Origin of the sequence: Oceaniglobus trochenteri (assembly GCF_020529025.1) — a bacterium.
GTDB classification, from domain to species: domain Bacteria; phylum Pseudomonadota; class Alphaproteobacteria; order Rhodobacterales; family Rhodobacteraceae; genus Oceaniglobus; species Oceaniglobus trochenteri.
This window is the reverse complement of record NZ_JACNMM010000002.1, coordinates 585,824-609,998: the sequence shown is the minus strand read 5'-3', so window position 1 is coordinate 609,998 and position 24,175 is coordinate 585,824. Positions and strand designations below refer to the sequence as shown.

Sequence of the window (24,175 nt, the reverse complement as noted above, 5' to 3'; positions counted from 1 at the left end):
GTTTGAAAGCCCCGGCGTTCCGGTGGCAGTCAGAAAAGTTGAAATACTGCAAAATCTGCTGTCTCACACTGCAAAACCTGCTGTCGCGCTACAATTCTGCGGCATTTATCCACGGTTGCGGCGCCTTATCCCCAACAAAAGCCTTTACAGGTGATTCCCTTGGCCACACCATATCTGGTAAGCTCGGCATACAGGCACCGCCGGACTTAGGCAAAACAGCAAGCTGTGGTGGGGCAATCCCCCGCACATGGCGATAACAAAACACGAGGCTCAAATGTCGCTAGCAGAGCAGTACTTCGAATCCGAGGATCTTCATCCTATCGATATCGTCGAAACCCTCGCTGAACATCACGCCTGGGAGTTTGACCGCGTCGGCGACGACCAGATCGCGATGGCGGTCGAAGGGCAGTGGCGGACCTATTCGATCACGCTGGCCTGGTCGGGCTATGACGAAACCCTGCGCCTGATCTGCACCTTCGAGATGGAGCCGCCCGACGACCGGCTGCCCCAGCTTTACGAGGTGTTGAACGCCACCAACGATCATTGCTGGGCGGGGGCCTTCACCTTCTGGCAGGCGCAGAAGCTGATGGTCTACCGCTATGGTCTGGTGCTGGCCGGGGGGCAGATGGCCGGCCCCGAGCAGATCGACACCCTGATCAAGGCGGCGGTTCTGGCGGCTGAACGGTTCTATCCGGCGTTCCAACTGGTGGCCTGGGGGGATCGCACGCCCGAGGATGCCATGCAGGTCGCCATCGCCGAGGCCTATGGTCGGGCCTGATTAACCGAAAAGTTAACAAAAGGTTAACAGGTCTCGTTTTTTGGGCTATCCGAAGGGATGCCCTATGAAACCGAAATCGCCGCGATCCTGTGCTCCTTCGTCCTTGGGGGCGAAACCGAGGTGAGCCATGGCTATTCGGTGGGCTATGACCTGCACCGCATCCGCGTGGATTGCGAAACCGCGACCCAGGTGGTCGAGGTGGGGATGGACAAGCGGTCTTCCCTGGATTCGCTGCAACAGGCGCTTTTTGCCGCTTCCCTGACCGGGAAGACACCGATCATCGCCATGATCGACACCGACGGGCGCGAAGGGCAATACGAACTGCGCATCCGCACCGCGGCCCAGATGGTGGGGGTGGAATACCGCAGTTATCACCTTGATGCGCTGATCCGGTTGCGCATGACATCCTGGATGCGCGACCGCCCGCCCCTGCAATCGGGGTCGTGACCCGCCGAAATCCCGCTTTACCTTGGGGCGTGGCGCATTAGGCTGCGCCGCGACCAAGGAGTGTTGTGATGGATATGAACGACGTACGCGACCGCGGGCTGGTTCTTCTGGGCTGTGGCAAGATGGGATCGGCGATGTTGCAGGGCTGGCTGAAGGGTGGTTTGCCCGCCGGGTCGGTATGGGTGATCGACCCCAAGCCGTCGGACTGGCTGCGCGGGATCGAGGGGCTGAACCTGAACGCCGACCTGCCCGCCGCACCGGCCATCGTACTGGTGGCGGTCAAGCCGCAGATGATGGCGGATGCCCTGCCCAGCCTTGCCGCGATGGGCAATGGCGAAACCCTGTTCCTGTCGGTCGCGGCGGGCACCTCGATCGCCTATTACGAAAGCGTTCTGGGCGGGCAGACCCCGGTGATCCGCGCCATGCCCAACACCCCGGCCGCCGTGGGCCGGGGGATCACGGCAATCGTGCCCAACGGCGCGGGGGCCCCGGGCATGGACCTCGCGGAATCGCTGCTGTCGGCGGTGGGGCAGGTTGTGCGCCTGGAAAGCGAAGCGCAGATGGACGCGGTGACCGGGGTTTCCGGATCGGGCCCGGCCTATGTGTTCCACCTGATCGAAACCCTGGTCGCCGCCGGTGTTGCGCAGGGCCTGCCCGAAGACCTGGCGATGCAACTGGCCAAGGCAACGGTCGCCGGGGCCGGCGCCCTGGCCGAGGAGTCTGACGAAGACCCGGGCCAGTTGCGTGTGAACGTCACCTCGCCCCAGGGGACGACCGCCGCCGCGCTTGAGGTGCTGATGGACGCCGACAGAGGCTTTCCGGCGCTGCTGACCCGGGCCGTGAAGGCGGCGGCCGACCGGTCGCGGGAACTGGGCAAATGATCGGCTTTGACGATTTTCTGAAGGTCGATATCCGGGTTGGCGTCATCACCCGCGCCGAACCCTACCCCGAGGCGCGCAAGCCCGCGATCAAGCTTTGGGTCGATTTCGGTGACGAGTTGGGGGAAAAGAAAAGCTCGGCCCAGATCACGAAACACTACACCCCCGAGGCGCTGATCGGGCGGCAGGTGATGGCGGTGGTGAATTTCCCGCCCCGCCAGATCGGCAAGGTGATGTCCGAAGTTCTGGTGCTGGGCGTTCCCGACGAGGAAGGCGAGGTGGTGCTGCTGCGCCCCGATCAGGACGTGCCCGTCGGCGGGAGGCTGTTCTGATGCCGCGGCTTCTGATCACCCGCCGCCTGCCTGACCCGGTGCTGAAGGCCGCCCGCGCCCGGTTCGATGTGACCCTGCGCGATGACACCACCCCCATGTCCGCCGATGAACTCGCCGAGGCGATGACGCAGTATGACGCCATCCTGCCCACGCTGGGCGATCGACTGAGCGAAGACGCTTTCCGGGGTGAAATACGGTGCCGCCTGCTGGCGAATTTCGGTGTCGGCTACAACCATATCGACGTGGCGGCGGCAAAGGCGGCGGGCATTGCCGTGTCCAACACCCCCGGTGCCGTCACCGATGCCACCGCCGATATCGCCATGACGCTGATGCTGATGACCTGCCGCCGTGCGGGCGAGGGCGAGCGGATGCTGCGCGCGGGCCACTGGGGCGGCTGGCACCCCACCCAGCTTCTGGGTCAGCACGTCAGCGGCAAGACGGTGGGTATTCTGGGCATGGGGCGGATCGGCAAGGCCATCGCGCGGCGTTGCCATTTCGGCTTTGGAATGGATGTGGTGTTCCACAACCGCTCGCAGGTGCAGGATGCCGGGGTTCCGGCACGTCAGCTTGCCACCCCGGCCGAAGTTGCGGGGCAAGCCGATGTCCTGATCGCGGCGCTTCCCGCCACGCCGGAAACCTGGCACATGATCAATGCCGACGTCTTCGCGGCGATGAAGCCCACGGCGGTTTTCGTCAACATCGCGCGGGGCGATATCGTGGACGAGGCGGCGCTGATCGCGGCGCTGAAGGCGGGTGCCATCGCGGGGGCCGGGCTGGATGTTTACGAGTTTGAACCAGAGGTGCCCGAGGCGCTGACAGCCATGGAGAACGTCACCCTGCTGCCCCACCTCGGCACCGCCACCGAAGAGGTGCGCACCGCCATGGGGATGATGGCCGTCGACAACCTGGTGGCCTTCTTCGACGGGCGCGACCTGCCCAACCCGGTGTGACGGGTCAGTAAGGATCGCCCATGGCATCGCGCCAGTGGCGGCGGCAAAGCGAGACATAGGTTTCGTTGCCGCCGATCTGCACCTGTGCGCCTTCTTTCAGGGGGCGGCCGGCCTCGTCCTGGCGGATGACCATGGTGGCCTTGCGCCCGCAATGGCAGATGGTGCGCACCTCGCGGATCTGGTCGGCGATCGCCATCAGCGTGGCGGACCCGGGGAAAAGCTGCCCCTGGAAATCGACGCGCAGGCCATAGCACATCACCGGAATCCGCAGATCGTCGGCCGCGCGGGCCAGTTGCCAGACCTGGGCCGGCGTGAGGAACTGCGCCTCGTCCACGAAGGTGCAGGCCACGGGTCCGCCCGCCTGGCGCGTTTTGAGCCTGGCGAAAAGATCGTCGGTCTCGGCAAAGGTATCGGCGGTTTCGCCTATCCCGATGCGCGATGAAATCCGCCCCTCGCCGGCGCGCGTGTCAAGCTGCGCAGTCAGCAGATAGGGCACCATGCCGCGTTCGCGATAGTTGTGGGCGGCCTGAAGCAGCAGGGTGGATTTACCCGCGTTCATCGTCGAGAAATTGAAATACAGCTTTGCCATCCGCGCGGCTTAGCCCAGCGGCGCAGAGGGGGCAAGATTGTCTGCCACCTGTTGTCAGGATGGCGCGCTGCGTTGCGCCATCCTGCTTGCTTGTCGGTCGCTTAGCCCTGCAGGGCCCTGACCCCCAGCTCGCCCTCTTCGCGGGCCTGCATGGCCAGGGCCACGGCGTGGGAGGCAGCGAGGGTGGTGAAATAGGGGATCTTGTCCATCAGCGCGACGTTGCGCATGGCGCGGCTGTCATCGACGGCGCGCGCGCCTTCGGTGGTGTTCATCACCAGGGCGATTTCACCGTCCTTCATGATGTCGACCACGGTGCGCCCGCCTTCATAGACCTTGTTCACCTCGCCGGTTTCGATGCCGTTGTCGCGCAGGAACCTGGCGGTGCCCTTGGTGGCGGTCAGCGTCATGCCGCAGTCCAGAAGGATGCGGGCGGTTTCGACGAACTGATCGGTCTTGTCGGCGTCCTTGATTGACAGGAAGGCTATACCCGAGGAGGGCAGCACCACGCCCGCGCCCATCTGCGCCTTGAGGAAGGCGCGCGGGAAGGAACGATCCCAGCCCATCACCTCGCCGGTCGAGCGCATCTCGGGCCCAAGCAGGGTATCGACACCGGGGAAGCGCGCGAAGGGCAGCACCGCCTCTTTCACCGAATACCAGGGCATGGCCGGATCGGCCAGCGTCATGGGGTCGGCATAGGGCAGCGTGTCGTCGGGGCCGGTGCCATCGGGGTAGGGCGCGCGCAGGGGGAAGTTGGACAGCGGTTCGCCGGCCATCAGGCGGGCGGCGATGCTGGCGATGGCGCTGTCGGTGGCCTTGGCCACGAAGGGCACGGTGCGCGACGCGCGGGGGTTCACCTCAAGCACATAGATCGTGCCGTCCTTTATCGCGAATTGAACATTCATCAACCCGACAACGCCCAGTTTCAGGGCCATCGCCGCCGTCTGTTGTTCCATTTCTGCAATCAGTTCGTCGGACAGGGTGTAGGGCGGCAGGGAACATGCGCTGTCGCCCGAGTGCACGCCGGCCTCTTCGATGTGCTGCATCACCCCGGCCACATGCACGTTTTTGCCATCACAGAGGCAATCCACGTCCACCTCGACCGCGCCGGCCAGGTAGCTGTCGAGCAGAACAGGCGTATCGCCGCTGACCACCACGGCATCGCGGATGTAGCGGGCCAGGTGCGCATCGTCGCGCACGATCTCCATGGCGCGGCCGCCCAGAACGTAGGAGGGGCGGATCACCAGCGGATAGCCGACCGCCTTGGCGATCTCCATCGCCTCGGCGTCGGAACGGGCAATGCCGTTGACCGGCTGCTTCAGGCCCAGCTCGTTCAGCATGGCCTGGAACCTCTCGCGGTCCTCGGCCAGGTCGATGGCGTCGGGGGTCGTCCCGAGAATGGGAATGCCTGCATCCTGCAAGGCATTGGCCAGTTTCAGGGGAGTCTGGCCGCCAAATTGTACGATTACGCCATGCAGGGTGCCCTTCTCCTGCTCGACCCGCAGAACCTCCATCACGTGTTCCATGGTCAGCGGCTCGAAATAGAGCCGGTCTGACGTGTCGTAATCGGTGCTGACCGTTTCGGGGTTGCAGTTGATCATGATGGTTTCATAGCCCGTCGCCGACAGGGCATAGCAGGCATGACAACAGCAATAGTCGAACTCGATCCCCTGGCCGATCCGGTTGGGCCCGCCGCCCAGGATCACCACCTTCTTGCGGTCGCTTGGGCGCGCCTCGCATTCCACTTCGCCCATGACCGGCGATTCGTAGGTGGAATACATGTAGGGCGTCTGGGCCTCGAACTCGGCGGCGCAGGTGTCGATCCGCTTGAACACGGCCTTGACGTTCAGGTTGTGGCGCGCGCGGCGCACCTGGTCTTCGTCGCGGCCCGTCAGGGTGGCCAGGCGGGCATCGGTGAAGCCCATCATCTTGATCGCGCGCAAACCTTCTTCGGTCACGGGCAGGCCGTCGCGACGCAGCCGCTCTTCGGTGTCCACGATTTCGCGGATGCGGTCCAGGAACCAGGGGTCGAACTTGGTGATCGAGTGCAACTCGTCGTTGCTCAGCCCGTGGCGCATGGCCTGGGCGATGGTGCGCATCCGGTCGGGTGTCTGGCGCGACAGGGCGGCGGTGATGCTGGCCACGTCGGGGGCGCCGGGGATCTCGATCTCGTCAAACCCGGTCAGGCCGGTTTCAAGCGAGGCCAGCGCCTTTTGCAGCGATTCGTGGATCGTGCGGCCGATCGCCATCGCCTCGCCCACCGATTTCATCGCGGTCGAAAGAAGCGGCTCGGAGCCCGGGAATTTCTCGAAGGCAAAGCGCGGGATCTTGGTGACGACATAATCGATGGTCGGTTCGAAACTGGCGGGCGTCACCTTGGTGATGTCGTTGTCCAGCTCGTCCAGCGTATAGCCGACGGCGAGTTTCGCGGCGATCTTGGCAATCGGGAAACCGGTGGCCTTGGACGCCAGCGCGGATGAACGCGACACCCGGGGGTTCATCTCGATCACCACCATGCGGCCATCGGCGGGGTTCACGGCCCACTGCACGTTCGATCCGCCGGTTTCCACGCCGATTTCGCGCAGAACCGCAATCGAGGCCGAGCGCATGGCCTGATATTCCTTGTCGGTCAGGGTCAGCGCGGGGGCAACGGTGATCGAATCGCCGGTATGCACACCCATGGGATCGACGTTTTCGATGGAGCAGACGATGATGGCGTTGTCGGCGCGGTCGCGCACCACCTCCATCTCGTATTCCTTCCAGCCCAGCAGCGATTCATCGACAAGGATCTGCCCGACGGGCGAGGCATCCATGCCCGAGCGGCAGTAATATTCGTATTCCTCGCGGTTGTAGGCCACGCCGCCGCCGGTGCCGCCCATGGTGAAGGCCGGGCGGATGATGGCGGGCAGGCCGATCTCCTCCAGCGCGTCGATGGCCAGGCCGACACCGGCGGCCAGGTCCTTCTTGCCGTTCTTGACGGGTGCCGTGACGATGGTGGCCTTGGGGTTCTCGATGCCCAGACGGTCCATCGCCTCGCGGAACAGCTTGCGGTCTTCGGCCATTTCGATGGCTTCGCGGGTGGCGCCGATCATCTCGACGCCGAATTTCTTGAGAACACCCATTTCCTCGACCGCAAGGGCGGTGTTCAGCCCGGTCTGTCCGCCCATGGTGGGCAGAAGCGCGTCGGGGCGTTCCTTCTCGATGATGCGGGCGACGATCTCCGGGGTGATCGGCTCGATATAGGTGGCATCGGCCAGTTCCGGGTCGGTCATGATGGTGGCCGGGTTCGAGTTGACGAGAATCACCCGATACCCTTCCTCGCGCAGCGCCTTGCAGGCCTGGGCGCCGGAATAGTCGAATTCGCACGCCTGGCCGATAATGATTGGCCCCGCGCCGATGATCATGATGGAATTGATATCGGTTCTTTTCGGCATGGCCAGACCCCCAAGGCAGAGAAAATCTTGGGGGTTATAGGCTCTGCTCGGTGAGGCGCAAGGGGCGATTGCCGCGTCAGGCGGGCAGCGGTGCCTGCGGCGCGTCCTTGGTCCGCGATTTCCCGGTGCGGATGATGGCGGCCGGAAACGGTTTCACCGCGATTGAGCCGGCAGGCACAAGTTGGAGCCCGTCGCGCAGAGTAACATTGCCAGCCTCCAACGGACGGCGCCGGGCAAGGGGGGCTGACGCGGCAATCCTTGGCGCCCGGGGATCATTGGGGATACAAATAATCCCGCGTGATCGGCACCGCCGTTTTCGAATGGGCCAGTTGTGCCTGGAACACCACTTGCGGGCCGTGGCGGAAGGTCATTTCGCTGGCGATCAGGTAGAACCGCCACATCCGGCAGAACCTGTCGTCGTAAAGTTCGCGGGCCCGGTCGATATTGGCGGTGAACCTTTCCTCCCAGTGGCGCAAGGTTTCGGCGTAATGCATCCGCCAGACCTCGACATCGGTGATGGTCAGGTTCTGGTGTTCAATGGCCGCGCTCATCTCGGAGAGGGCGGGGACGTAGCCGCCGGGGAAGATGTACTTGTTCACCCAGGGGCTGGTGATGCCCGGCGGACCCAGACGCCCGATGGTATGGATCAGCGCCACGCCGTCGGGCGCCAGAAGATCGTGAACGGTGCGGAAATAGGTTTCGTACTGCGGCGCGCCGACATGTTCGAACATGCCCACCGACACGATCCTGTCGAAGCTGCCGCGCACCTCGCGGTAATCCTGCAGGCGGATCGAAACCTGCTCGGACAATCCGGCCTCTTCCACCCGCTGCCGCCCGATGGCGTGCTGTTCGCGGCTGAGGGTGACACCCACCACCTGCGCGCCGAAATCGCGCGCCAGCGTCAGCGCCATGCCGCCCCAGCCACAACCGATGTCCAGCACGCGCATCCCCGGTTCCAGCAGCAGCTTGGCGGCGATATGGGCCTTCTTGTCGGCCTGGGCCTGCTCCAGGCTGACATCGGGGGTGCGGAAATAGGCGCAGGAATACTGTTTGTCGGCGTCAAGGAACAGGTCGTACAATTCGCCCGACAGGTCATAGTGATGGGCGACATTGGCCTGCGCCTTTGGGGCGGGGGCATATTGCTGGATCCGGCGCAGGGCACGCCGGGCATGGCGCAGGGGGTTGCGCCATGCCGAGCGTGACCCGTTCCAGGAATTGGCAATCACCAGCGAAAGGAAGCGGCGCAGGTCGTCATTCTCGATCTGCAGGGTGCCATCCATGTAGCCTTCGCCAACCCCCAAGTCCGGGGTCATCACGATGCGCTGCACCAGGGTCGGGTCGGTCAGGGTGACGCGCAGGGGTGGGCTGCCGTCGCCCGCGACCACCTCGCGCCCCGAGGGAAGTGTCACGACGATGGCGCCCTGACGCATCATGCGTTTGAGGAAGGTTTCGAACAGACTGTCCCACATGGAGAATCTCCTCTTTTTTTGCCACCATCCTGCGGGTTTCCGATGCAAGTTCAATGGGGGCGATGCAACGGCAGGCGGGCTTGTGCCCAAGGTTCCCTTGACTTTCGGCGCGCCCGCAGGTGTATCGGCGCCAACCTGACGCCCGAATGACCAAAGCCCCGGAGGCCCCCGATGCATGCCTATCGCTCCCATACCTGCGCCGATCTGAACAAATCCGATGTGGGCAGCGATGTGCGCCTGTCGGGCTGGGTGCATCGCGTCCGTGACCACGGCGGCGTACTGTTCATCGACCTGCGCGACCATTACGGCATGACTCAGGTGCTGTGCGACGGCGACAGCCCGGCCTTCAAGGCGCTGGAAAAGGTGCGGGCGGAATGGTGCATCCGCATCGACGGCACGGTAAAGGCGCGCGACGCCGAACTGGTGAACACCAAGATTCCGACCGGCGAGATCGAGGTCTACGTTCGCGACGTGGAGGTTCTGGGTGCGGCGGGCGAACTGCCCCTGCAGGTCTTCGGCGATCAGGAATACCCCGAGGAAACGCGCCTGCGCTATCGCTTCCTGGATCTGCGCCGCCAGGAATTGCACGACAACATCGTGCTGCGCAGCGACGTGGTGCGCGATCTGCGCCAGCGGATGTGGGACCAGGGTTTCAACGAATTCCAGACGCCGATCATCACCGCCAGTTCGCCCGAGGGCGCGCGCGATTTCCTGGTGCCCTCGCGTTTGCATCCGGGCAAGTTCTATGCGCTGCCCCAGGCGCCCCAGCAGTTCAAGCAGCTGATCATGGTCAGCGGCTTTGACAAGTATTTCCAGATCGCGCCCTGCTTCCGCGACGAAGACCCCCGCGCCGACCGTTCGCCCACCGATTTCTACCAGCTTGACCTCGAGATGAGCTTTGTCAGCCAGCAGGACGTGTTCGACACCATCCAGCCGGTGATCCAGGGCTGTTTCGAACGCTTCGGCGGCGGGCGCAAGGTGAACACCGACTGGCCGCAGATTTCCTATCGCGACGCGGCCCTGTGGTATGGCACCGACAAGCCCGACCTGCGCAACCCCATCAAGATGCAGGTGGTCAGCGAACATTTTGCCGGATCGGGCTTTGCCATCTTCGCCAAGCTGCTGGAGCAGGAAGGCACCGAAATCCGCGCCATTCCCGCGCCGAAGGGCGGATCGCGCAAGTTCTGCGACCGCATGAACGCCTTCGCCCAGAAGGAAGGGCTGCCCGGCATGGGCTATATCTTCTGGCGCGACCAGGGCGAAGGGATCGAGGCCGCCGGCCCCCTGGCCAAGAACATCGGCCCCGAGCGGACCGAGGCGATCCGCCAGCAGCTGGGCCTTGGGGTGGGCGATGCGGCCTTCTTCCTGGGGGGCAAGCCTTCGGCCTTTGAACGGGTCGCGGGCAAGGCGCGGGTCGTGATCGGCGAAGAATTGGGCCTGACCGACGAAAACAGCTTCCAGTTCGCCTGGATCGTCGATTTCCCGATGTACGAGGCCGACGAGGAAACCGGCAAGATCGACTTTTCCCACAACCCCTTCTCGATGCCGCAGGGCGGGATGGAGGCGCTGGAGGGCGATCCGCTGAATGTCCTGGGCTTCCAGTATGACCTGGCCTGCAACGGCTATGAACTGATCTCGGGTGCGATCCGGAACCACAAGCCGGAAATCATGTTCAAGGCCTTCGAGCTGGCCGGCTATGGCGAAGAGGAAGTGCGCAAGCGGTTCGGCGGCATGGTCAACGCGTTCCAGTACGGCGCTCCGCCCCACGGCGGCTGTGCGGCGGGCATCGACCGGATGGTCATGCTGCTGGCGGATGAGGCGAACATCCGCGAGGTCATCATGTTCCCCATGAACCAGCGCGCCGAAGACCTGATGATGGGCGCGCCCAGCGAACCCATGAACGAACAGCTGCGCGAATTGCGCCTGCGCGTCCTGCCGCCCGAAAGCTGAGCCGCTTTCTGTCCGTCGGCCAGAACCGGCCGGCGGATTTGCCGGGGCTGGAAACGGCGCGCAACACAGCACATATTCCGGGCTGACACATCCGTTCGTCCGCCCGGAGACGCCGCCGATGACGCAGTCGACCCTTTTGACCATCCGCTTCGGGTTTGGCCCGGCAGGCGAACAGCCACGCGATGGCGATGCGATCCTGGAATCGCTGCGGGGCGCCGACCGGATGCGCGCCGCCTTTCCCACGGTTACCACCCCCGAGGCCCTGGAACTGGTGCGCACCTATGGCGAAACCGGCAAGGCGATGCGTCAGGACAAGGCCGGTGCAAAAGCCGCGCACGAAGCGGTGGTCGAACAGATCCGCGCCCTTCAGCGGCGTATGCCCCGCGCGCTTTTCGCCCGGATCATGGACAGCGACACACCCCTGCGCGAACGGCTCTGCCTGTTCTGGCTCGATCATTTCTCGCTTCGCCACAAGGGGTTGGGTGGTCTTCCCCTGAGCGCCGATTTCATCGACGGTGCGATCCGCCCGCACATGACCGGCCGCTTTGGCGATATGCTGCGCGCCACGGTGCTGCATCCGCAGATGATGCTCTTTCTCGACCAGGTCAATTCGATCGGTCCCCGTTCGCGGGTCGGCCTGCGCCGTGGCCTGGGCCTGAACGAGAACCTCGCGCGGGAAGTGCTGGAACTTCACACGATCGGCGTTGACGGCAGCTATACCCAGCAGGACGTGCGCCAGTTTGCCGAACTTCTGACCGGCGCCACCTTTTCGGCGGTTGAAGGCCCGCGCTTCGTGCCCGGCCGCGCCGAACCGGGAAGTGAAACCATCCTGGGGCAAACCTATGGCCGCCCGAAACGCGCCCGGCTTGAGGATATTCACGCCTTTCTCGACGATCTGGCGGTTCACCCCGAAACCGCCCGCCATATCGCCCGCAAGCTGGCCGTGCATTTCGTCTCGGATGACCCCGCGCCCGATCTGGTGGCGGCCATCGCCGGGGCCTGGCGGCAAAGCGATGGTGATCTGATGGCCGCCTACGCCGCGATGATCGACCATCCGGCCGCCCGCGATGCCACGTTGGGCAAGGCCCGCCAACCGCTGGATTTCATCGGCGCCGCCATGCGCACGCTGGGGGTGCGGGGTGATGCGGTGATGGCCATGAAGGGGCAGCTTTTCCGCCCCGCGACCCTGACGGCGCTTGACGTGATGGGGCAGCCCTTCATGCGCCCCGGCGGCCCGGACGGATGGCCGGAAGAGGCCGAGGCCTGGATCACGCCCCTGGGCCTGTCGTCGCGCATCCGCTGGGCCATGACGATGCCTGCCCGCCTGCGCCCGCAACTGCCCGACCCGCGCGATTTCGTGCAGGTGGCGCTGGGCGAAACCGCCTCGGCGCGGCTGATGTGGTCGGTCGGGGCGGCCGACAGCGTCGTGCAGGGGGTCGGCCTTGTGCTGGCATCGCCCGAGTTCAACCGCAGATGACAGGGAACGCGAGAATGGATCGACGGGGATTTTTGCGCCGGGGTGCCGGGCTGGTCGGCTGTTCGCTGGCCGCGCATCCGTTCCTTACCACGGTCACGCTGGCCTCGGGGCCCTGGGACGCGCGGCTGGTGGTGATCATCCTGCGCGGCGGGATGGACGGGCTGGACGCCCTGCGCCCGGTGGGTGACCCGGCCTTCGCGGCGGCGCGTCCCGGGCTTCTGGGTGAACCGGGCATTCCCCTTGGGTTTTACGCGATGCACCCGGCCCTGGCGCCGCTGAAGCCGCTTTGGGACGCGGGCGAACTGGGCTTTGCCCATGCGGTTTCAACCCCCTATCGCGGCAAGCGCAGCCATTTCGACGGTCAGGATATCCTTGAGGCCGGAACCGGGCTGGACATGGCGGACGAGGCGCGGCGCGATGGCTGGCTGAACCGCCTGTTGCAGACCGCACCGGGGCTGTCCAGCGAAACCGCCTTTGCCATCGGCCGGGACGAGATGAAGGTGCTGGCCGGGCCTGCGCCGGTGCTGAACTGGTCGCCCGAGGCGGCGCTGACGGTCACCGGGCAATCGCGCCTGCTGCTGGATGAGCTTTACCACGCCGACCCACTGTTCCGCGATGCCGCGCAAGAGGCGATGGACCTGGCCGAACTGGCGGCCCCCGATACCGTCAGCCGCCGAGGTGCGGCGTTGGCGGGAATGGTTGCACAGGGCGGGCGCAATTCGGTGCGCAAGCTGGCCGGTTTCGCGGCCGAACGGTTGTACAACGACACCCGCATCGCGGCCTTCTCGCTGGGCGGATGGGACACCCACCGCCGCCAGGACCAGGGAATCGGCCAAAGCCTGGGCGAACTGGCCGATGCGATCCTGACCCTGAAGACGGGCCTTGGCCCGGTCTGGGGCAAGACCACGGTTCTGGCGATGACGGAATTTGGCCGCACCGTGCGCGAAAACGGAACGCGCGGCACCGATCACGGCACCGGGGGCGCCATGCTGCTGGCCGGGGGCGCGGTGCGCGGGGGGCAGGTTCTGGGCCGCTGGCCGGGCCTTGACGAAGCCGACCTTTACGAAAGGCGCGACCTGATGCCGACGGGCGATGTGCGGGCCTATGCGGCTTGGGCGATGCGCGGATTGTTCGGCACCGAAACGGCGCTGCTGGAGCGTGACATCTTCCCGGGGCTCGACATGGGCGCCAATCCCGGCCTGTTGCGCTAGGGGATCAGACGGTCGAGATGGCGGCGACGGGTGCGGCGTCTTGCGCCAGGTCGTCAGACCCGGCCATGAAGGTGCCGGCAAGGGCAAGGCACAGCGACAGGATGCCGACGGCCAGAACCACACGATCCAGCAGATCACCCTGGCGTTCGTGGCGCATGACGGTTTCAACCAGCTTTTCCATCGTCGTTCCCTTCCTTGACGGGGCATCGCCCCTGGTCCTTTGACCTTGACCCCAGAATGATTAAAGAATCGGTCAGGAATAAGATCGAAACGGCACATCCTCGTGTCGGACGCGGGAAAGGATTGCGGCATGGATGACGATCAGAGGCTGGGCCGACCGGTGCCGGACTGGCGGGCGCCGCCCCGCCCCGGCCCGGGTTTGATCGAGGGGCGCCACGCCCGCCTGCACCGGCTCAGCGCCGACGATCACGCCGCGGCCCTGCACCGCGCCAATTCCGCCGACGACCGGATGTGGGATTTCCTGCCCTATGGTCCCTTCACCTCGGCCGCGGCCTATCACCGCTGGGTGCGCGAACAGGCCACGGGCGACGATCCGGCCTTCTACGCGATCGAGAACCGCGCCACCGGGCGGCTGGGCGGTGTGGCCAGTTTCCTGCGCATCGCGCCCGAATCGGGCAGCATCGAGGTGGGCCATATCGCGCTGTCGCCCGAAATGCAGCGCACGGTCGTGGCGACCGAGGCGATCTATCTGATGATGGGCTGGGCCTTCGAGGCCGGCTATCGGCGGTTTGAATGGAAATGCAACGCGCTGAACCTGGCCTCGCGGCGCGCGGCGCAACGCCTCGGCTTCAGCTACGAGGGGGTGTTCCGCCAGGCGGGCGTGGTCAAGGGGCGCAACCGCGACACGGCCTGGTTCGCCGCCATCGACGCCGAGTGGCCGGCGTTGCAGGCCGCCTTCGACGCCTGGCTGTCGCCTTCGAATTTCGATGAGACGGGTCAGCAGCGCGAACGCCTGGGCGATCTGACGGCGCTGGTGCGGGTTACGGGCGATCCGGCGCTGCGGGGCTGATCAGATGGCGATGGGCCGGTCCGCCAGCCGGGCCTGCACCATGGCGGAAAGGATCGTCTTCTGCCGGGCGGTGGGTTCGCCCGCGCCCGCAAGGTCGGCCAGCCTGCGGGCGGCACCGGTCAGGTCGTCATCCCCGATGCTGCGGCCCAGGCCGCTCAGGAACCCGCTGACATAGCGCAGCCGGTGCGCGGTATCGGCCGTGCCAAGCAGGTCGCAGACATGGGTCAGATCGTCCTGCAGGGCCAGCCGGTCGGGGCGCACCTGCCCTTCAAGCACCGGGCGCGGGCCCTTGGGGCGGCTCTCGCGTGGCAGGTGCGACAGGATCGTTTCAAGGAACAGCGACAGCGAGACCAGCGGCTTTTCCAGAAAGGCATCGGCCCCGGCCGCCAGGGCGGCGGTTTCGGCGCCCGGTTCACCCGACATTGCCAGCAGGACAGGCAGGCGCGGGCGGGTCTGGGCCAGATCGCCGATCAATTCGCGCCCCGATCCATCGGGCAGCCCCAGGTCGATCACCGCGACCGAGGGGCGATAGACCCGCAGGTGGCGCGCCGCGGCGGCCAGGGTATCGGCCCGGCGGATGCGCGCCCCACAGCGCAGGCACATCAGGCGCACCGCCTCGCTCGCGAAACGGCTGTCCTCGACGATAAGGACGGTCTGCCCCAGAAGCGGGCGGTCGGCCGTCGGCTTGAACGGAAAAAGGAATTCATCATGCATGTCAGGCATCGCAATCTTCCTCCGTGGTATGGAATCGCCTCGCTTCACCCTGCGGGATGAAGGCTAACAGCGGGTTAACCGCCTGCGGCCTTCCGTCCCTTGCCGCGCTACCGACAGGCCGTCATAACGGGGCCGAACCGCGCGGAGAAAGCTGATGATCGGACGCCTGAACCATGTCGCCATCGCGGTGCCCGACCTGGCCCGCGCCGCCGAACAGTATCGCACCACACTTGGCGCGGAGGTGGGCGCGCCGCAGGACGAACCGGACCATGGCGTGAGGGTCGTGTTCATCGACCTGCCCAATACCAAGATCGAACTGCTGCACCCCCTGGGCGACGGCAGCCCCATCGCGGCCTTCCTGGCGAAAAACCCGGCAGGCGGCATCCACCACATCTGTTATGAGGTCGACGATATCATCGCGGCACGCGACCGGCTTCTGGCCGATGGCGCCCGCGTGCTGGGCGACGGCGACCCGAAGATCGGCGCCCATGGCAAACCGGTGCTGTTCCTTCACCCCAAGGATTTCAACGGTTGCCTGATCGAGCTTGAACAGGCCTGATCTCTTTCTTGCTTAAAATACTCAAATTCCGACGCTTCCCCCCGGAAAGGACATCTGTTTCATGAACATCACCTCCGCTCTCGTCCTCTTTGCCGTGATCTGGTTCATGGTGCTGTTCATCGCCCTGCCCATCGGGTTGCGCACCCAGGGCGACGAGGGCGAGGTCGTGCCGGGCACCTCGGCGGGCAGCCCGGCGCGCCTGAACCTGAAACGCAAGTTCCTCTGGGTGACGGCCATCACGGTGGTGCTTTGGTGCGTCATTGCCGGGATCATCATGTCCGGCTGGATCAGCGTCTCCGATTTGGACTGGTTCCACCGGATGGAGCCGAACGGTCCAGCCGGTGGAACAGGTGGGTAAAGGTCGCCGCACCCAGCACCGGCACCAGCAGGTTCACCAGCGGCACGGTCAGCGGCAGGGCCATCAGGGCGCCGGCCAGCCAGATCTTTCCGGCGTTGTTCCGCCGCAGGGCGCGCGCCTCGTCGCGTGACAGGCGCCGCATGGCGACAAGCTGAAAATACTCGCGCCCCAGCAGATAACCGTTCAGCAGGATGAAGATCACCGGGGCTGCCGGCGCCAGGAAGGCATAGGCGACGAAGGCCAGGATATTGGCCAGGATCAGCACGCCCATGAAGTTCACCGAATCGCGCAGCCCCGCATAGAACCCCAGGGGCCGGGCCCGGGGCAGCTGCGGATAGTGGCGGTCTTCCACCGCGTCGGCCACGTCATCGAGAAACAGCGAGGTGAAGGCCGAGGCGACCGGCACCATCAGGAACACCGACAGCACCATCATGAACAGGATCGACGCCCCCGACAGCAGGTCGTCGATCCAGGTGACCGTGCCCACCCCCGGGATCGTCGCCTCGTCCGGGACCAGCCAGTTGATCAGCCCCAGAAACACCGCATAGACCCCGAACAGCAGCGCGACGGTCAGCCCCAGGCCCAGAAACAGCACGCGCCGGAAGCGCGGATCGCCCAGCTGTTTCACGGCACGCCAGAAGCTTGCGAAGATCATGGCACGAACCGCGTGGTGATCGCATCGATGTCGGGGCGGGGGCGATCGGGCGGGGCGGCGCTTTCGGTGCCCAGATGGATGAAGCCCGCGATGTCCTCGTGGGCGGCCAGCCCCAGCCAGGCGGTGATCTCGGGATCGCGCGAGGGCCAGCCCGACAGCCAGTTCGCACCCCAGCCGGCGGCCAGCGCGGCGTTCAGCAGCGCAAGGCAGGTGGCGCCTGCGGAATAAACCTGTTCGCTGCGCGGAATCTTGTCAGAATCGCGCGGGGCGGCCACGACGGCCACCGCAAGGTGGGCATTGGCATATTCGTCGCGCGCCTTGGCCTGCTTGTCGGGGTCGAGGTTCAGGGCCGCACCACGCTGCGCCACCTTTTCGGCCATGGCCAGAAGCGCAACACGGTCCAGCACGATAAAGCGCCAGGGCTCCAGCTTGCCGTGGTCGGGGGTGCGGGCGGCGGCGGTCAGGATGGTGCGCAGATCGTCCTCGCCCGGGATGGGCAGGCCCAGCGTGCGGGCGGGGCGCGATCTTCGGGTCAGCAGGAATTCAAGCGCGGCGGGGTTGGCTTGGGGCATTTTGATCTCCGGTCTGTTTGGCGATATGTCGGCGCCGGGGCGCGCGGGGTCAAGTCGCGCCTGTGATGGGGGCGGGATCATGGGGCGCGACAGTATCGATCTGAGCGGGCTGGCACAGCCGGGGGCGCGCATCGCGGTGCATGTGACGCCGGGCGCGTCCCGCAACCGGGTGGTGGCGGGCGATCCGCTGCGCCTTTACGTCACCGCCCGCCCCGAGGCCGGGCGCGCCACGACCGCGGCCCGCGATCTGCTGGCCGCCGCCATGGGCGTGGCGAAAACCCGGCTGGTGCTGGAGCGCGGCACCACGTCGCGCCAGAAGGTGTTTCGCCTGGATCAGGGCTGACGCAGTCGATAGGCGCCTTCGGGCAGGTTCAGCGCCGCCGCCAGGTCGCGCACCTGACCCAGCGACAGGGTGATCTTGCGCAGGGTGTCGGTTTCGGGATCGTGCTGTTCGACGGTGACGCAATCCTCGAAGGCATTGATGGTGATATCGCCCTGCCGGTGGGGCGCGGGATCGTCGATCAGGGTGACGACAGTGGCGTCGAAATCGTGTTCGATGGTAAACATGCCGCCACCCTAGGCCCGCGGCCCGGCAGGGTCCAGCGCGGTGATGACATCTGCGCGAGGCCGGGCAGGGCGGCGGAAAAAATCGCGCGGCCCACTGGCTGTTGTCGGCGGGTCGGCTATGCTTGGTGGGTGACAAGGGGGCGTCCAGGACGGCGCGCAGAACAGGAGTGGGTGTCATGCGAACGGGTCTGGTGCTGGGCATGCTTCTGGCCGTTGCGGGCTGTGCCGCACCGTCGGTTTCGCTGCCACCGCCGCAGGCGCCGGGCACCCAGCCGGCCCCGGCACCCGTTCCGCCGCGTCAAAGCGGCGAGATGGCGGCGCGCAACTTCATCTCGGTGATCGAAACGGTCGAGCCTGTGGCCGAACGCGAATGCCGTGCACGCACCAGCGGCGTGAACTGCGATTTCGTGATCGTTGTCGACGACCGGCGGGAGATGCCGCCCAATGCCTTCCAGACGCAGGATGAATCGGGCCGCCCCATCGTCGGGTTCACCCTGTCGCTGATCGCCGAGGCGCGCAATACCGACGAACTGGCCTTCATCCTGGGCCACGAGACGGCGCACCACATCTCGGGGCATATTGCGCGGGCGCGCCAATCGGCCATGGGGGGTGCAATCCTTGCCGGGGTGCTGGCCAGTGTCGGCGGGGCCAATGCCGCCGGGGTGCGCGAGGCGCAGAACATCGGCGCAACCCTTGGGGCGCGGCAATTTTCGAAGTCGTTCGAGCTTGAGGCCGACGCCCTGGGCACCGTCATCGCCGCGCGGGCCGGGTACGATCCGGTGCACGGAGCCCAGTATTTCACCCGCTCACCCGATCCGGGCAACCGCTTCCTGGGCACCCACCCCCCCAACGCCGATCGCATCGCCACGGTACGCCGGGTGGCGGCGGGGTTATGACCCTGCGCCGCGGACTGCGCATGTGACAGGTGGCTTGCCGGGGTCGGGTCAGACCAGCCGCCCCCACAGATCGTATTCGCCGGCTTCGTCCACTTCGACGGTCACGATGTCGCCGACATTCAGCGTGGCGAAACCTTCGTCGATGAAGAGGTTGCCGTCGATCTCGGGCGCATCGGCCCAGGTGCGGCAGGTGGCGGCTTCTTCGTCGATCTCGTCCACGATCACGTCAAGGCGCTTGCCCACCTTGGCGGTCAGCTTGGCCTCGGAGATGGCCTGGGCCTTTTCCATGAAGCGATCCCAGCGGTCCTGCTTGACCTCGGGCGCCACATGATCGGGCAGGGCGTTCGAGCGGGCGCCGGCCACGTTCTCGTACTGGAAACAGCCGACGCGATCCAGCTGCGCCTCGTCCAGCCAGTCCAGCAGGGTCTGGAACTCGGCCTCGGTTTCGCCGGGATAGCCGACGATGAAGGTCGAACGCAGTGTGATGTCGGGGCAGATGTCGCGCCAGGCGGTGATTTCGTCCAGCGTCTTCGCCGCCGCCGCAGGGCGGGCCATGCGTCTCAGGACGTCGGGGTGGGCGTGCTGGAACGGAATGTCGAGATAGGGCAGCACGCCATTGGCCGGATCGGCCATCAGCGGGATCAGGTCGCGCACATGGGGATAGGGATAGACGTAATGCAGCCGCACCCAGGCGCCAAGCGCGCCCAGATCGCGGGCCAGGTCGGTGATATGGGCGCGGTGGCCGCGATCTTCCGCGTGCTTGATGTCGACGCCATAGGCGCTGGTATCTTGCGAGATCACCAGCAGTTCCTTCACCCCGGCCTGAACCAGCTTTTCCGCCTCGCGCACCACGGCATGGGCCGGGCGCGAGGCAAGGCGGCCGCGCATGTCGGGGATGATGCAGAACCTGCACTTGTGATTGCAGCCTTCCGAAATCTTCAGATAGCTGAAATGGCGCGGTGTGAGGGAGACACCGCTGGCGGGCAGCAGGTCGATGAAGGGGTCGGGGCTGGGCGGCACGGCGCCGTGCACGGCATCCAGCACCTGTTCGTATTGATGCGGCCCGGTCACGGCCAGAATGCGGGGGTGATGTTCGCGGATATAGTCAGGCTCGGCCCCGAGGCAGCCTGTCACGATCACCCTGCCATTTTCGGCCAGCGCCTCGCCAATCGCATCCAGGCTTTCGGCCTTGGCCGAATCGAGAAAGCCGCAGGTGTTGACGATCACCGCGTCGGCGCCGGCATAGTCGGGGGAGATGCCATAGCCCTCGGCCCGCAGCCGGGTGAGGATGCGTTCGCTGTCGACCAGCGCCTTGGGACAGCCGAGCGAGACCATGCCGATGGTCGGCTGGCCGCTGCGGGGTGTTTCGCCAAAGCGGCCCTTGGGGGCCAGGTCGGGGCGGAGGTTGGGTGGGTTCTGAGCCATGGACGCCCCCATACACCGCCGCGCAGACGAACGGAACGCCCCATGAGGGGGACGTGGCTCTTTCTTGCCTGAAAAACTCCCGCCGGAGGCGCCTTTCTGGAAAGGGGGCAGGGGGGCTGTCTGCCCCCCGTCGCTGCGCGACTCCCCCCGAGGATATTTTCCGACCAAAGATGGGGTGATTGACGGAACCCGGGGGGGTGGGTAAGCGGACCTGTCACAACCCCGGAGGCCCGACATGCCCACGTTTACTGCCCTCACGACCCTTGCCGATGGCGAAAAGGCGCGCGCTCTGGCCGAGAGCATGGAAGAAATGGACCCCACGCCCGATGGTGTGGGCGTCTTCGAGATGGAGGATGGCTCGGGTCTCTGGGAGGTTGGCGGCTATTTCACCGAGGCCCCCGACGAGGTGGCGCTGAGCCTCTTGGCGGCGGCCTATGGTGCCCGGCCCTTTGCCGTGAGCGAGCTGCCCGACACCGATTGGGTGGCCAAGGTGCGCCGGGAGCTGGTGCCGGTGCAGGCCGGGCGGTTCTTTGTCTATGGCAGCCATGACGCCGACAAGGTGCCCGAGGATTGCGTGCCGCTTCTGATCGAGGCGGCGATGGCCTTTGGCACCGGGCACCACGGCACGACCCTGGGGTGCCTGAGGGCGCTGGACAGGTTGATGAACGCGGGGATCGAGGCGCGCAACGTGGCCGACATCGGCTGTGGCACCGCGGTTCTGGCCATGGCGGCGGCCCATGTCTGGCCGCGCCCCGTGCTGGCCAGCGACATCGACCCGGTTGCCGTCGAGGTGGCAGAGGCCAATGCGGCGGTGAACGGGCTGTCGGAGAAGGTGATCTGTGTCGAGGCGGCGGGCTTTGACCATCCGACCCTGGCGGCGGCGGCGCCTTTCGATCTGGTCTTCGCCAATATCCTCAAGGGGCCGCTGATCGACCTGGCGCCCTCGATGGCCGAATCGACGGCGAAGGGGGGGCATGTGATTCTCTCGGGCCTTCTGGTGGAACAGGCCGAAGAGGTTATCGCCGTTTATTCCGCCGCGGGATACAGTCTTGCCCATCGCGAGGATATTGTTGACTGGTCAACCCTCACAATGCGACGCGAATAGGCCGAAGCGACGCATTTCTCACGAATTTGGCCTCAATTGGTGGTTTCTGCCCAACTTATGCCACAATTGAGGCTGTATTCTGCCTTTGTCGGTGGGGGCCGATACCGAAAGAAGACACTGCCATGTCTGCCATCACATTTGAAACGAACCGTATTGTAATTCGTCATAATCAGGTTGTGGCCCGCTGCGCCGGAATGAAATTGACCGGCGACGGCATGGTTGCCGCCCGCACGCCCCGCCCCGCATTGGCATTTGTCGCCTGCGTCCTTTTCCTTCTTGTTCTTCTTTTCGTCGGCAAGGCGCTGGTTCTGTCGGCCATCGGCCCCCAGGCCTTTGATGTCGCGCTGTCGGCGATGCAGGAGGGTTCGGTTTTCGATCGCCTGGCCGGTGCAATTTTTCGTTGAATGGGGCTACACCTGCGCCGGGCGCAATGTTAAGTTAACTTGAGCGGTGTAGATTCTATTTGCGGTTGTCCGTCGCAAATACCGTTCCGGTTTCACGCAAGGCCGTCCCATTGTCCCGGGGCGGCCTTTTGTTTTGCGGGAAGGCTGTGCCAATTGCGCGAGTTCGGTGAAGACGTGATAAATTCGGCCATAATTCAGCGCAATTGCCATATTGCGGCCTTATTTGTGGCGTCTAATGACCATGTCGGTGGGGGCCGATAGTCAGGATCGAGACACTGCCATGTCTTTCACGTCATCTCCTTCGTTTGAAAAACGTAGCCGTCAGATCGTGCGCGAGCATCGTGCCATCGCCCGCCATGGCGGGACCATGCAGATCGGCCCCGATGGTCTTCTGACCGTGCGTCGGCGACGGGGCGGCAGTGGCCTTCCGTTTCGCGGGCTGTTGGTGATTCTCGCGCTGGTTCTGGGGGCCAAGGCCTTGATGCTGGCCCAGGACGGCCCGACAGCCTATGGCGAGCGGGTCGCGCGCCTGGCTGAGGGCAGCCTGGTTGAACGTGCGGGCGGCTGGATCATGCAGGCCGATCCGGTGACCAGCGCCATGGCCGATCAACTGCGCCCCTATCTGAAATAGTCCTGCCCGCGCACATGAAAAAGGCCGCTACAGGGGTGCCCGTGCGGCCTTTCGTTCGTTGTGGGGATCATCGCGGTCAGATGGAATCGATGTCGCCGCGCACCAGGCCGATATCGTCAAGTTCGCGGTTGGTGAGGCGCGACAGCGCCTTGCGGGTGACGCGCTGGTCGTTCCAGGTGATGAGCGAGGAAACGAGAGCGGAGAGGAATTTCCAGGTACGGCCGGAACCTGCGGTGCGGGTGGTGTCGAGGGTGGTCATGGCAATGGCTTTCGGGCAAGGGGTGTCGGGGCTGCTGTTCTGAGGGCGCAGTTAGGGATGGCCGGAATTTTGGGCAAGCCGCATTTCTGCATGTCATCCATGCGCTGCCTGCATGTCTGGATGCGGTATAAGTTTTTGATGATATTCAATTTATTTCCGCGCCGGGCGTGTCGCTTCCGGCCTTTGAAATGCCGCATCCGGACTGCTGATCGGGCATGAACGCAGGAGGGTGAAAACCGAAACCCTTGGCGGATGTTCGCCTTTCGTGCTAGGGGTGGCGCAAAAGCAACAAGAGCAGGTACAGCGATGCGCGTTTTGGGAATCGACCCGGGGCTGAGAACCCTGGGCTGGGGGGTGATCGACGTGGACGGTCCACGCCTGCGCCATGTGGCCAACGGCCATTGCACATCCTCCCCGCGCGAGGATCTGGCCATGCGCCTTCTGTCCCTCCATTCCCAGCTGAGCGCCGTTCTGGCCAGATACGCCCCCAACACCGCCGCCGTGGAACAGACCTTCGTGAACAAGGACGCCGTCGCGACCCTGAAGCTGGGCCAGGCGCGGGGCATTGCCCTTTTGGTGCCCGCCCAGGCGGGGCTGGACGTGGGCGAATATGCCCCCAACAAGGTGAAGAAAACCGTGGTGGGGGTGGGCCATGCCGCAAAGGCGCAGGTCGATCACATGGTGCGGATGCAGCTGCCGGGCGTGGTGATTGCGGGGCCGGACGCGGCCGATGCGCTGGCGATTGCCATCTGTCACGCCTTTCACCGCCAGACGGGCGACAAGATGGCCCGCGCCGTGGCCGGGGCTGTGCGATGATCGGGCGGATTGCAGGGCGCATCGACCATCGCGGGGCCGACCACGTCCTGATCGATGTGCGCGGTGTCGGCTATATCGTGCATGTCTCGGAGCGGACGTTGATGGCGCTGCCCGGAGTGGGCGAGGCGACGGCGCTTTATACCGATCTTCTGGTGCGCGAGGATCTGTTGCAGCTTTTCGGTTTCCCGACCCTGATCGAGAAGGAATGGTATCGCCTGCTGATCTCGGTGCAGGGGATCGGCGCGAAGGCCGCGATGGCAATTCTCAGCGCCCTTGGCCCCGAGGGTGTGGGCCGGGCGATCGCCCTGGGTGACTGGAACGCCGTGAAGGCGGCACAGGGGGTCGGCCCGAAGATCGCGCAGCGCGTGGTGAACGAGTTGAAGGACAAGGCACCCGCCGTCATGGCCATGGGCGGGGGAAGCGATGCTGCGCCAGTGCTGGACGACGAGGGTGTCGAGGCGCCGGCCAAGGCGCCCGCCCGCGCCCGTCCGGCCCCGGCAAGAAGCACCTCGGGCGCGGCCCAGGCCGAGGCGCTGTCGGCGCTGACCAACCTCGGCTATGCCCCCGGAGAGGCCGCCGGCGCCGTGGCCGAGGCGGCGGGCGACGATCCCGAGGCGACGACCCCGGCACTGATCCGCGCCGCGCTGCGCCTTCTGGCGCCGAAGGGATAAG

Annotated in this window: 28 protein-coding genes; 18 read left to right on the top strand and 10 right to left on the bottom strand. The window is 65.5% G+C overall.

The annotated features are described in order from the left end of the window. Positions 1-274 precede the first annotated feature (274 nt). From H7828_RS03210 to H7828_RS03190, 5 genes are all read left to right on the top strand, one after another. Complete coding sequence (locus H7828_RS03210; RefSeq protein WP_226779495.1) at positions 275-778, top strand: type III secretion system chaperone family protein; 504 nt, start codon at positions 275-277, stop codon at positions 776-778. Positions 779-835: 57 nt separating this feature from the next. Beyond that, positions 836-1,225: a hypothetical protein gene (locus H7828_RS03205; RefSeq protein ID WP_226779494.1), complete on the top strand. Its 390-nt coding sequence runs from the start codon at positions 836-838 to the stop codon at positions 1,223-1,225. 68 nt (positions 1,226-1,293) lie between these two features. Next, a complete protein-coding gene (gene proC / locus H7828_RS03200) occupies positions 1,294-2,106 on the top strand; it encodes a pyrroline-5-carboxylate reductase (RefSeq protein ID WP_226779493.1) in 813 nt (270 codons plus the stop codon). Further along, the gene (locus tag H7828_RS03195; protein WP_226779492.1) at positions 2,103-2,435 is read left to right on the top strand and encodes a tRNA-binding protein; all 333 of its coding nucleotides are present in this window, start codon (positions 2,103-2,105) and stop codon (positions 2,433-2,435) included. Before proC ends, H7828_RS03195 begins: the two co-directional genes overlap by 4 nt. Continuing rightward, positions 2,435-3,385, top strand: coding sequence for a 2-hydroxyacid dehydrogenase (locus H7828_RS03190; RefSeq protein ID WP_226779491.1), 951 nt, complete (start codon positions 2,435-2,437; stop codon positions 3,383-3,385). The genes H7828_RS03195 and H7828_RS03190 overlap by 1 nt, the downstream gene beginning before the upstream one ends. A gap of 4 nt (positions 3,386-3,389) precedes the next feature. Here H7828_RS03190 and H7828_RS03185 read toward each other — a convergent pair whose 3' ends face one another. From H7828_RS03185 to H7828_RS03175, 3 genes are all read right to left on the bottom strand, one after another. Further along, entirely contained in the window at positions 3,390-3,974 is a 585-nt protein-coding gene (locus H7828_RS03185; protein ID WP_226779490.1) for a thymidine kinase, read from the bottom strand. A 101-nt stretch (positions 3,975-4,075) separates the two neighbouring features. Further along, the gene (gene carB, locus H7828_RS03180; protein WP_226779489.1) at positions 4,076-7,405 is read right to left on the bottom strand and encodes a carbamoyl-phosphate synthase large subunit; all 3,330 of its coding nucleotides are present in this window, start codon (positions 7,403-7,405) and stop codon (positions 4,076-4,078) included. A gap of 272 nt (positions 7,406-7,677) precedes the next feature. Beyond that, the gene (locus tag H7828_RS03175) at positions 7,678-8,874 is read right to left on the bottom strand and encodes an SAM-dependent methyltransferase (protein ID WP_226779488.1); all 1,197 of its coding nucleotides are present in this window, start codon (positions 8,872-8,874) and stop codon (positions 7,678-7,680) included. Positions 8,875-9,045: 171 nt separating this feature from the next. On the opposite strand from H7828_RS03175, the gene aspS reads away from it, so the two are divergent. The 3 genes from aspS to H7828_RS03160 all read left to right on the top strand — a co-directional run bounded on the left by aspS (position 9,046) and on the right by H7828_RS03160 (position 13,512). After that, a complete protein-coding gene (gene aspS / locus H7828_RS03170; RefSeq protein WP_226779487.1) occupies positions 9,046-10,824 on the top strand; it encodes an aspartate--tRNA ligase in 1,779 nt (592 codons plus the stop codon). A 118-nt stretch (positions 10,825-10,942) separates the two neighbouring features. Continuing rightward, positions 10,943-12,301 (top strand): DUF1800 domain-containing protein, encoded by a 1,359-nt coding sequence (locus H7828_RS03165; RefSeq protein WP_226779486.1) that lies wholly within the window; start codon positions 10,943-10,945, stop codon positions 12,299-12,301. A gap of 14 nt (positions 12,302-12,315) precedes the next feature. Next, the gene (locus H7828_RS03160) at positions 12,316-13,512 is read left to right on the top strand and encodes a DUF1501 domain-containing protein (RefSeq protein WP_226779485.1); all 1,197 of its coding nucleotides are present in this window, start codon (positions 12,316-12,318) and stop codon (positions 13,510-13,512) included. 4 nt (positions 13,513-13,516) lie between these two features. Here the strand turns inward: H7828_RS03160 and H7828_RS03155 are convergent, their stop codons facing one another. Continuing rightward, positions 13,517-13,693, bottom strand: a complete 177-nt coding sequence (locus H7828_RS03155; RefSeq protein WP_226779484.1) for a hypothetical protein — start codon at positions 13,691-13,693, stop codon at positions 13,517-13,519. Positions 13,694-13,822: 129 nt separating this feature from the next. Here H7828_RS03155 and H7828_RS03150 point away from each other — a divergent pair, with 129 nt between their 5' ends. Then, positions 13,823-14,542, top strand: a complete 720-nt coding sequence (locus tag H7828_RS03150; RefSeq protein WP_226779483.1) for a GNAT family N-acetyltransferase — start codon at positions 13,823-13,825, stop codon at positions 14,540-14,542. On the opposite strand, the gene H7828_RS03145 is transcribed toward H7828_RS03150, so the two are convergent. Then, the gene (locus tag H7828_RS03145; protein ID WP_226779482.1) at positions 14,543-15,265 is read right to left on the bottom strand and encodes a response regulator; all 723 of its coding nucleotides are present in this window, start codon (positions 15,263-15,265) and stop codon (positions 14,543-14,545) included. A gap of 145 nt (positions 15,266-15,410) precedes the next feature. Between H7828_RS03145 and mce the strand changes: the two genes are divergently transcribed. Together mce and H7828_RS03135 are read left to right on the top strand one after the other, a co-directional pair. Then, positions 15,411-15,815 (top strand): methylmalonyl-CoA epimerase, encoded by a 405-nt coding sequence (mce, locus tag H7828_RS03140; RefSeq protein ID WP_226779481.1) that lies wholly within the window; start codon positions 15,411-15,413, stop codon positions 15,813-15,815. Positions 15,816-15,876: 61 nt separating this feature from the next. Next, the gene (locus H7828_RS03135) at positions 15,877-16,173 is read left to right on the top strand and encodes a DUF1467 family protein (protein ID WP_226779480.1); all 297 of its coding nucleotides are present in this window, start codon (positions 15,877-15,879) and stop codon (positions 16,171-16,173) included. Here the strand turns inward: H7828_RS03135 and H7828_RS03130 are convergent. After that, positions 16,103-16,828 (bottom strand): EI24 domain-containing protein, encoded by a 726-nt coding sequence (locus H7828_RS03130; RefSeq protein ID WP_226779479.1) that lies wholly within the window; start codon positions 16,826-16,828, stop codon positions 16,103-16,105. The genes H7828_RS03135 and H7828_RS03130 overlap by 71 nt on opposite strands. Next, positions 16,825-17,400, bottom strand: a complete 576-nt coding sequence (locus H7828_RS03125; protein ID WP_226779478.1) for a nitroreductase family protein — start codon at positions 17,398-17,400, stop codon at positions 16,825-16,827. The genes H7828_RS03130 and H7828_RS03125 overlap by 4 nt, the downstream gene beginning before the upstream one ends. 79 nt (positions 17,401-17,479) lie before the next feature. On the opposite strand from H7828_RS03125, the gene H7828_RS03120 reads away from it, so the two are divergent. After that, complete coding sequence (locus H7828_RS03120) at positions 17,480-17,743, top strand: DUF167 domain-containing protein (protein WP_226779477.1); 264 nt, start codon at positions 17,480-17,482, stop codon at positions 17,741-17,743. Here the strand turns inward: H7828_RS03120 and H7828_RS03115 are convergent. Then, positions 17,734-17,967, bottom strand: a complete 234-nt coding sequence (locus H7828_RS03115; protein WP_226779476.1) for a hypothetical protein — start codon at positions 17,965-17,967, stop codon at positions 17,734-17,736. The genes H7828_RS03120 and H7828_RS03115 overlap by 10 nt on opposite strands. Positions 17,968-18,143: 176 nt before the next feature. Here H7828_RS03115 and H7828_RS03110 point away from each other — a divergent pair, with 176 nt between their 5' ends. After that, entirely contained in the window at positions 18,144-18,863 is a 720-nt protein-coding gene (locus H7828_RS03110; RefSeq protein WP_226779475.1) for a M48 family metallopeptidase, read from the top strand. Between the two features lie 48 nt (positions 18,864-18,911). Here the strand turns inward: H7828_RS03110 and rimO are convergent, their stop codons facing one another. Further along, positions 18,912-20,288 carry a 30S ribosomal protein S12 methylthiotransferase RimO gene (gene rimO / locus H7828_RS03105; RefSeq protein ID WP_226779474.1) on the bottom strand — a complete coding sequence of 459 codons (1,377 nt, stop codon included), beginning with the start codon at positions 20,286-20,288 and terminating at the stop codon, positions 18,912-18,914. Positions 20,289-20,523: 235 nt separating this feature from the next. Between rimO and H7828_RS03100 the strand changes: the two genes are divergently transcribed. The 3 genes from H7828_RS03100 (at position 20,524) to H7828_RS03090 (ending at position 22,428) form a co-directional block, all read left to right on the top strand. Continuing rightward, on the top strand, positions 20,524-21,393 hold the full coding sequence (locus H7828_RS03100; RefSeq protein WP_226779473.1) for a 50S ribosomal protein L11 methyltransferase: 870 nt from the start codon (positions 20,524-20,526) through the stop codon (positions 21,391-21,393). 122 nt (positions 21,394-21,515) lie between these two features. After that, a complete protein-coding gene (locus tag H7828_RS03095) occupies positions 21,516-21,797 on the top strand; it encodes a hypothetical protein (protein ID WP_226779472.1) in 282 nt (93 codons plus the stop codon). Positions 21,798-22,077: 280 nt separating this feature from the next. After that, complete coding sequence (locus H7828_RS03090; RefSeq protein ID WP_226779471.1) at positions 22,078-22,428, top strand: hypothetical protein; 351 nt, start codon at positions 22,078-22,080, stop codon at positions 22,426-22,428. A 76-nt stretch (positions 22,429-22,504) separates the two neighbouring features. Here H7828_RS03090 and H7828_RS03085 read toward each other — a convergent pair whose 3' ends face one another. Beyond that, positions 22,505-22,687 (bottom strand): DUF1127 domain-containing protein, encoded by a 183-nt coding sequence (locus H7828_RS03085; protein WP_226779470.1) that lies wholly within the window; start codon positions 22,685-22,687, stop codon positions 22,505-22,507. 306 nt (positions 22,688-22,993) lie between these two features. Here H7828_RS03085 and ruvC point away from each other — a divergent pair, with 306 nt between their 5' ends. Both ruvC and ruvA read left to right on the top strand, forming a co-directional pair. Then, entirely contained in the window at positions 22,994-23,503 is a 510-nt protein-coding gene (gene ruvC, locus H7828_RS03080; RefSeq protein ID WP_226779469.1) for a crossover junction endodeoxyribonuclease RuvC, read from the top strand. Further along, a complete protein-coding gene (ruvA, locus tag H7828_RS03075; protein ID WP_226779468.1) occupies positions 23,500-24,174 on the top strand; it encodes a Holliday junction branch migration protein RuvA in 675 nt (224 codons plus the stop codon). The genes ruvC and ruvA overlap by 4 nt, the downstream gene beginning before the upstream one ends. Position 24,175 lies beyond the last annotated feature (1 nt).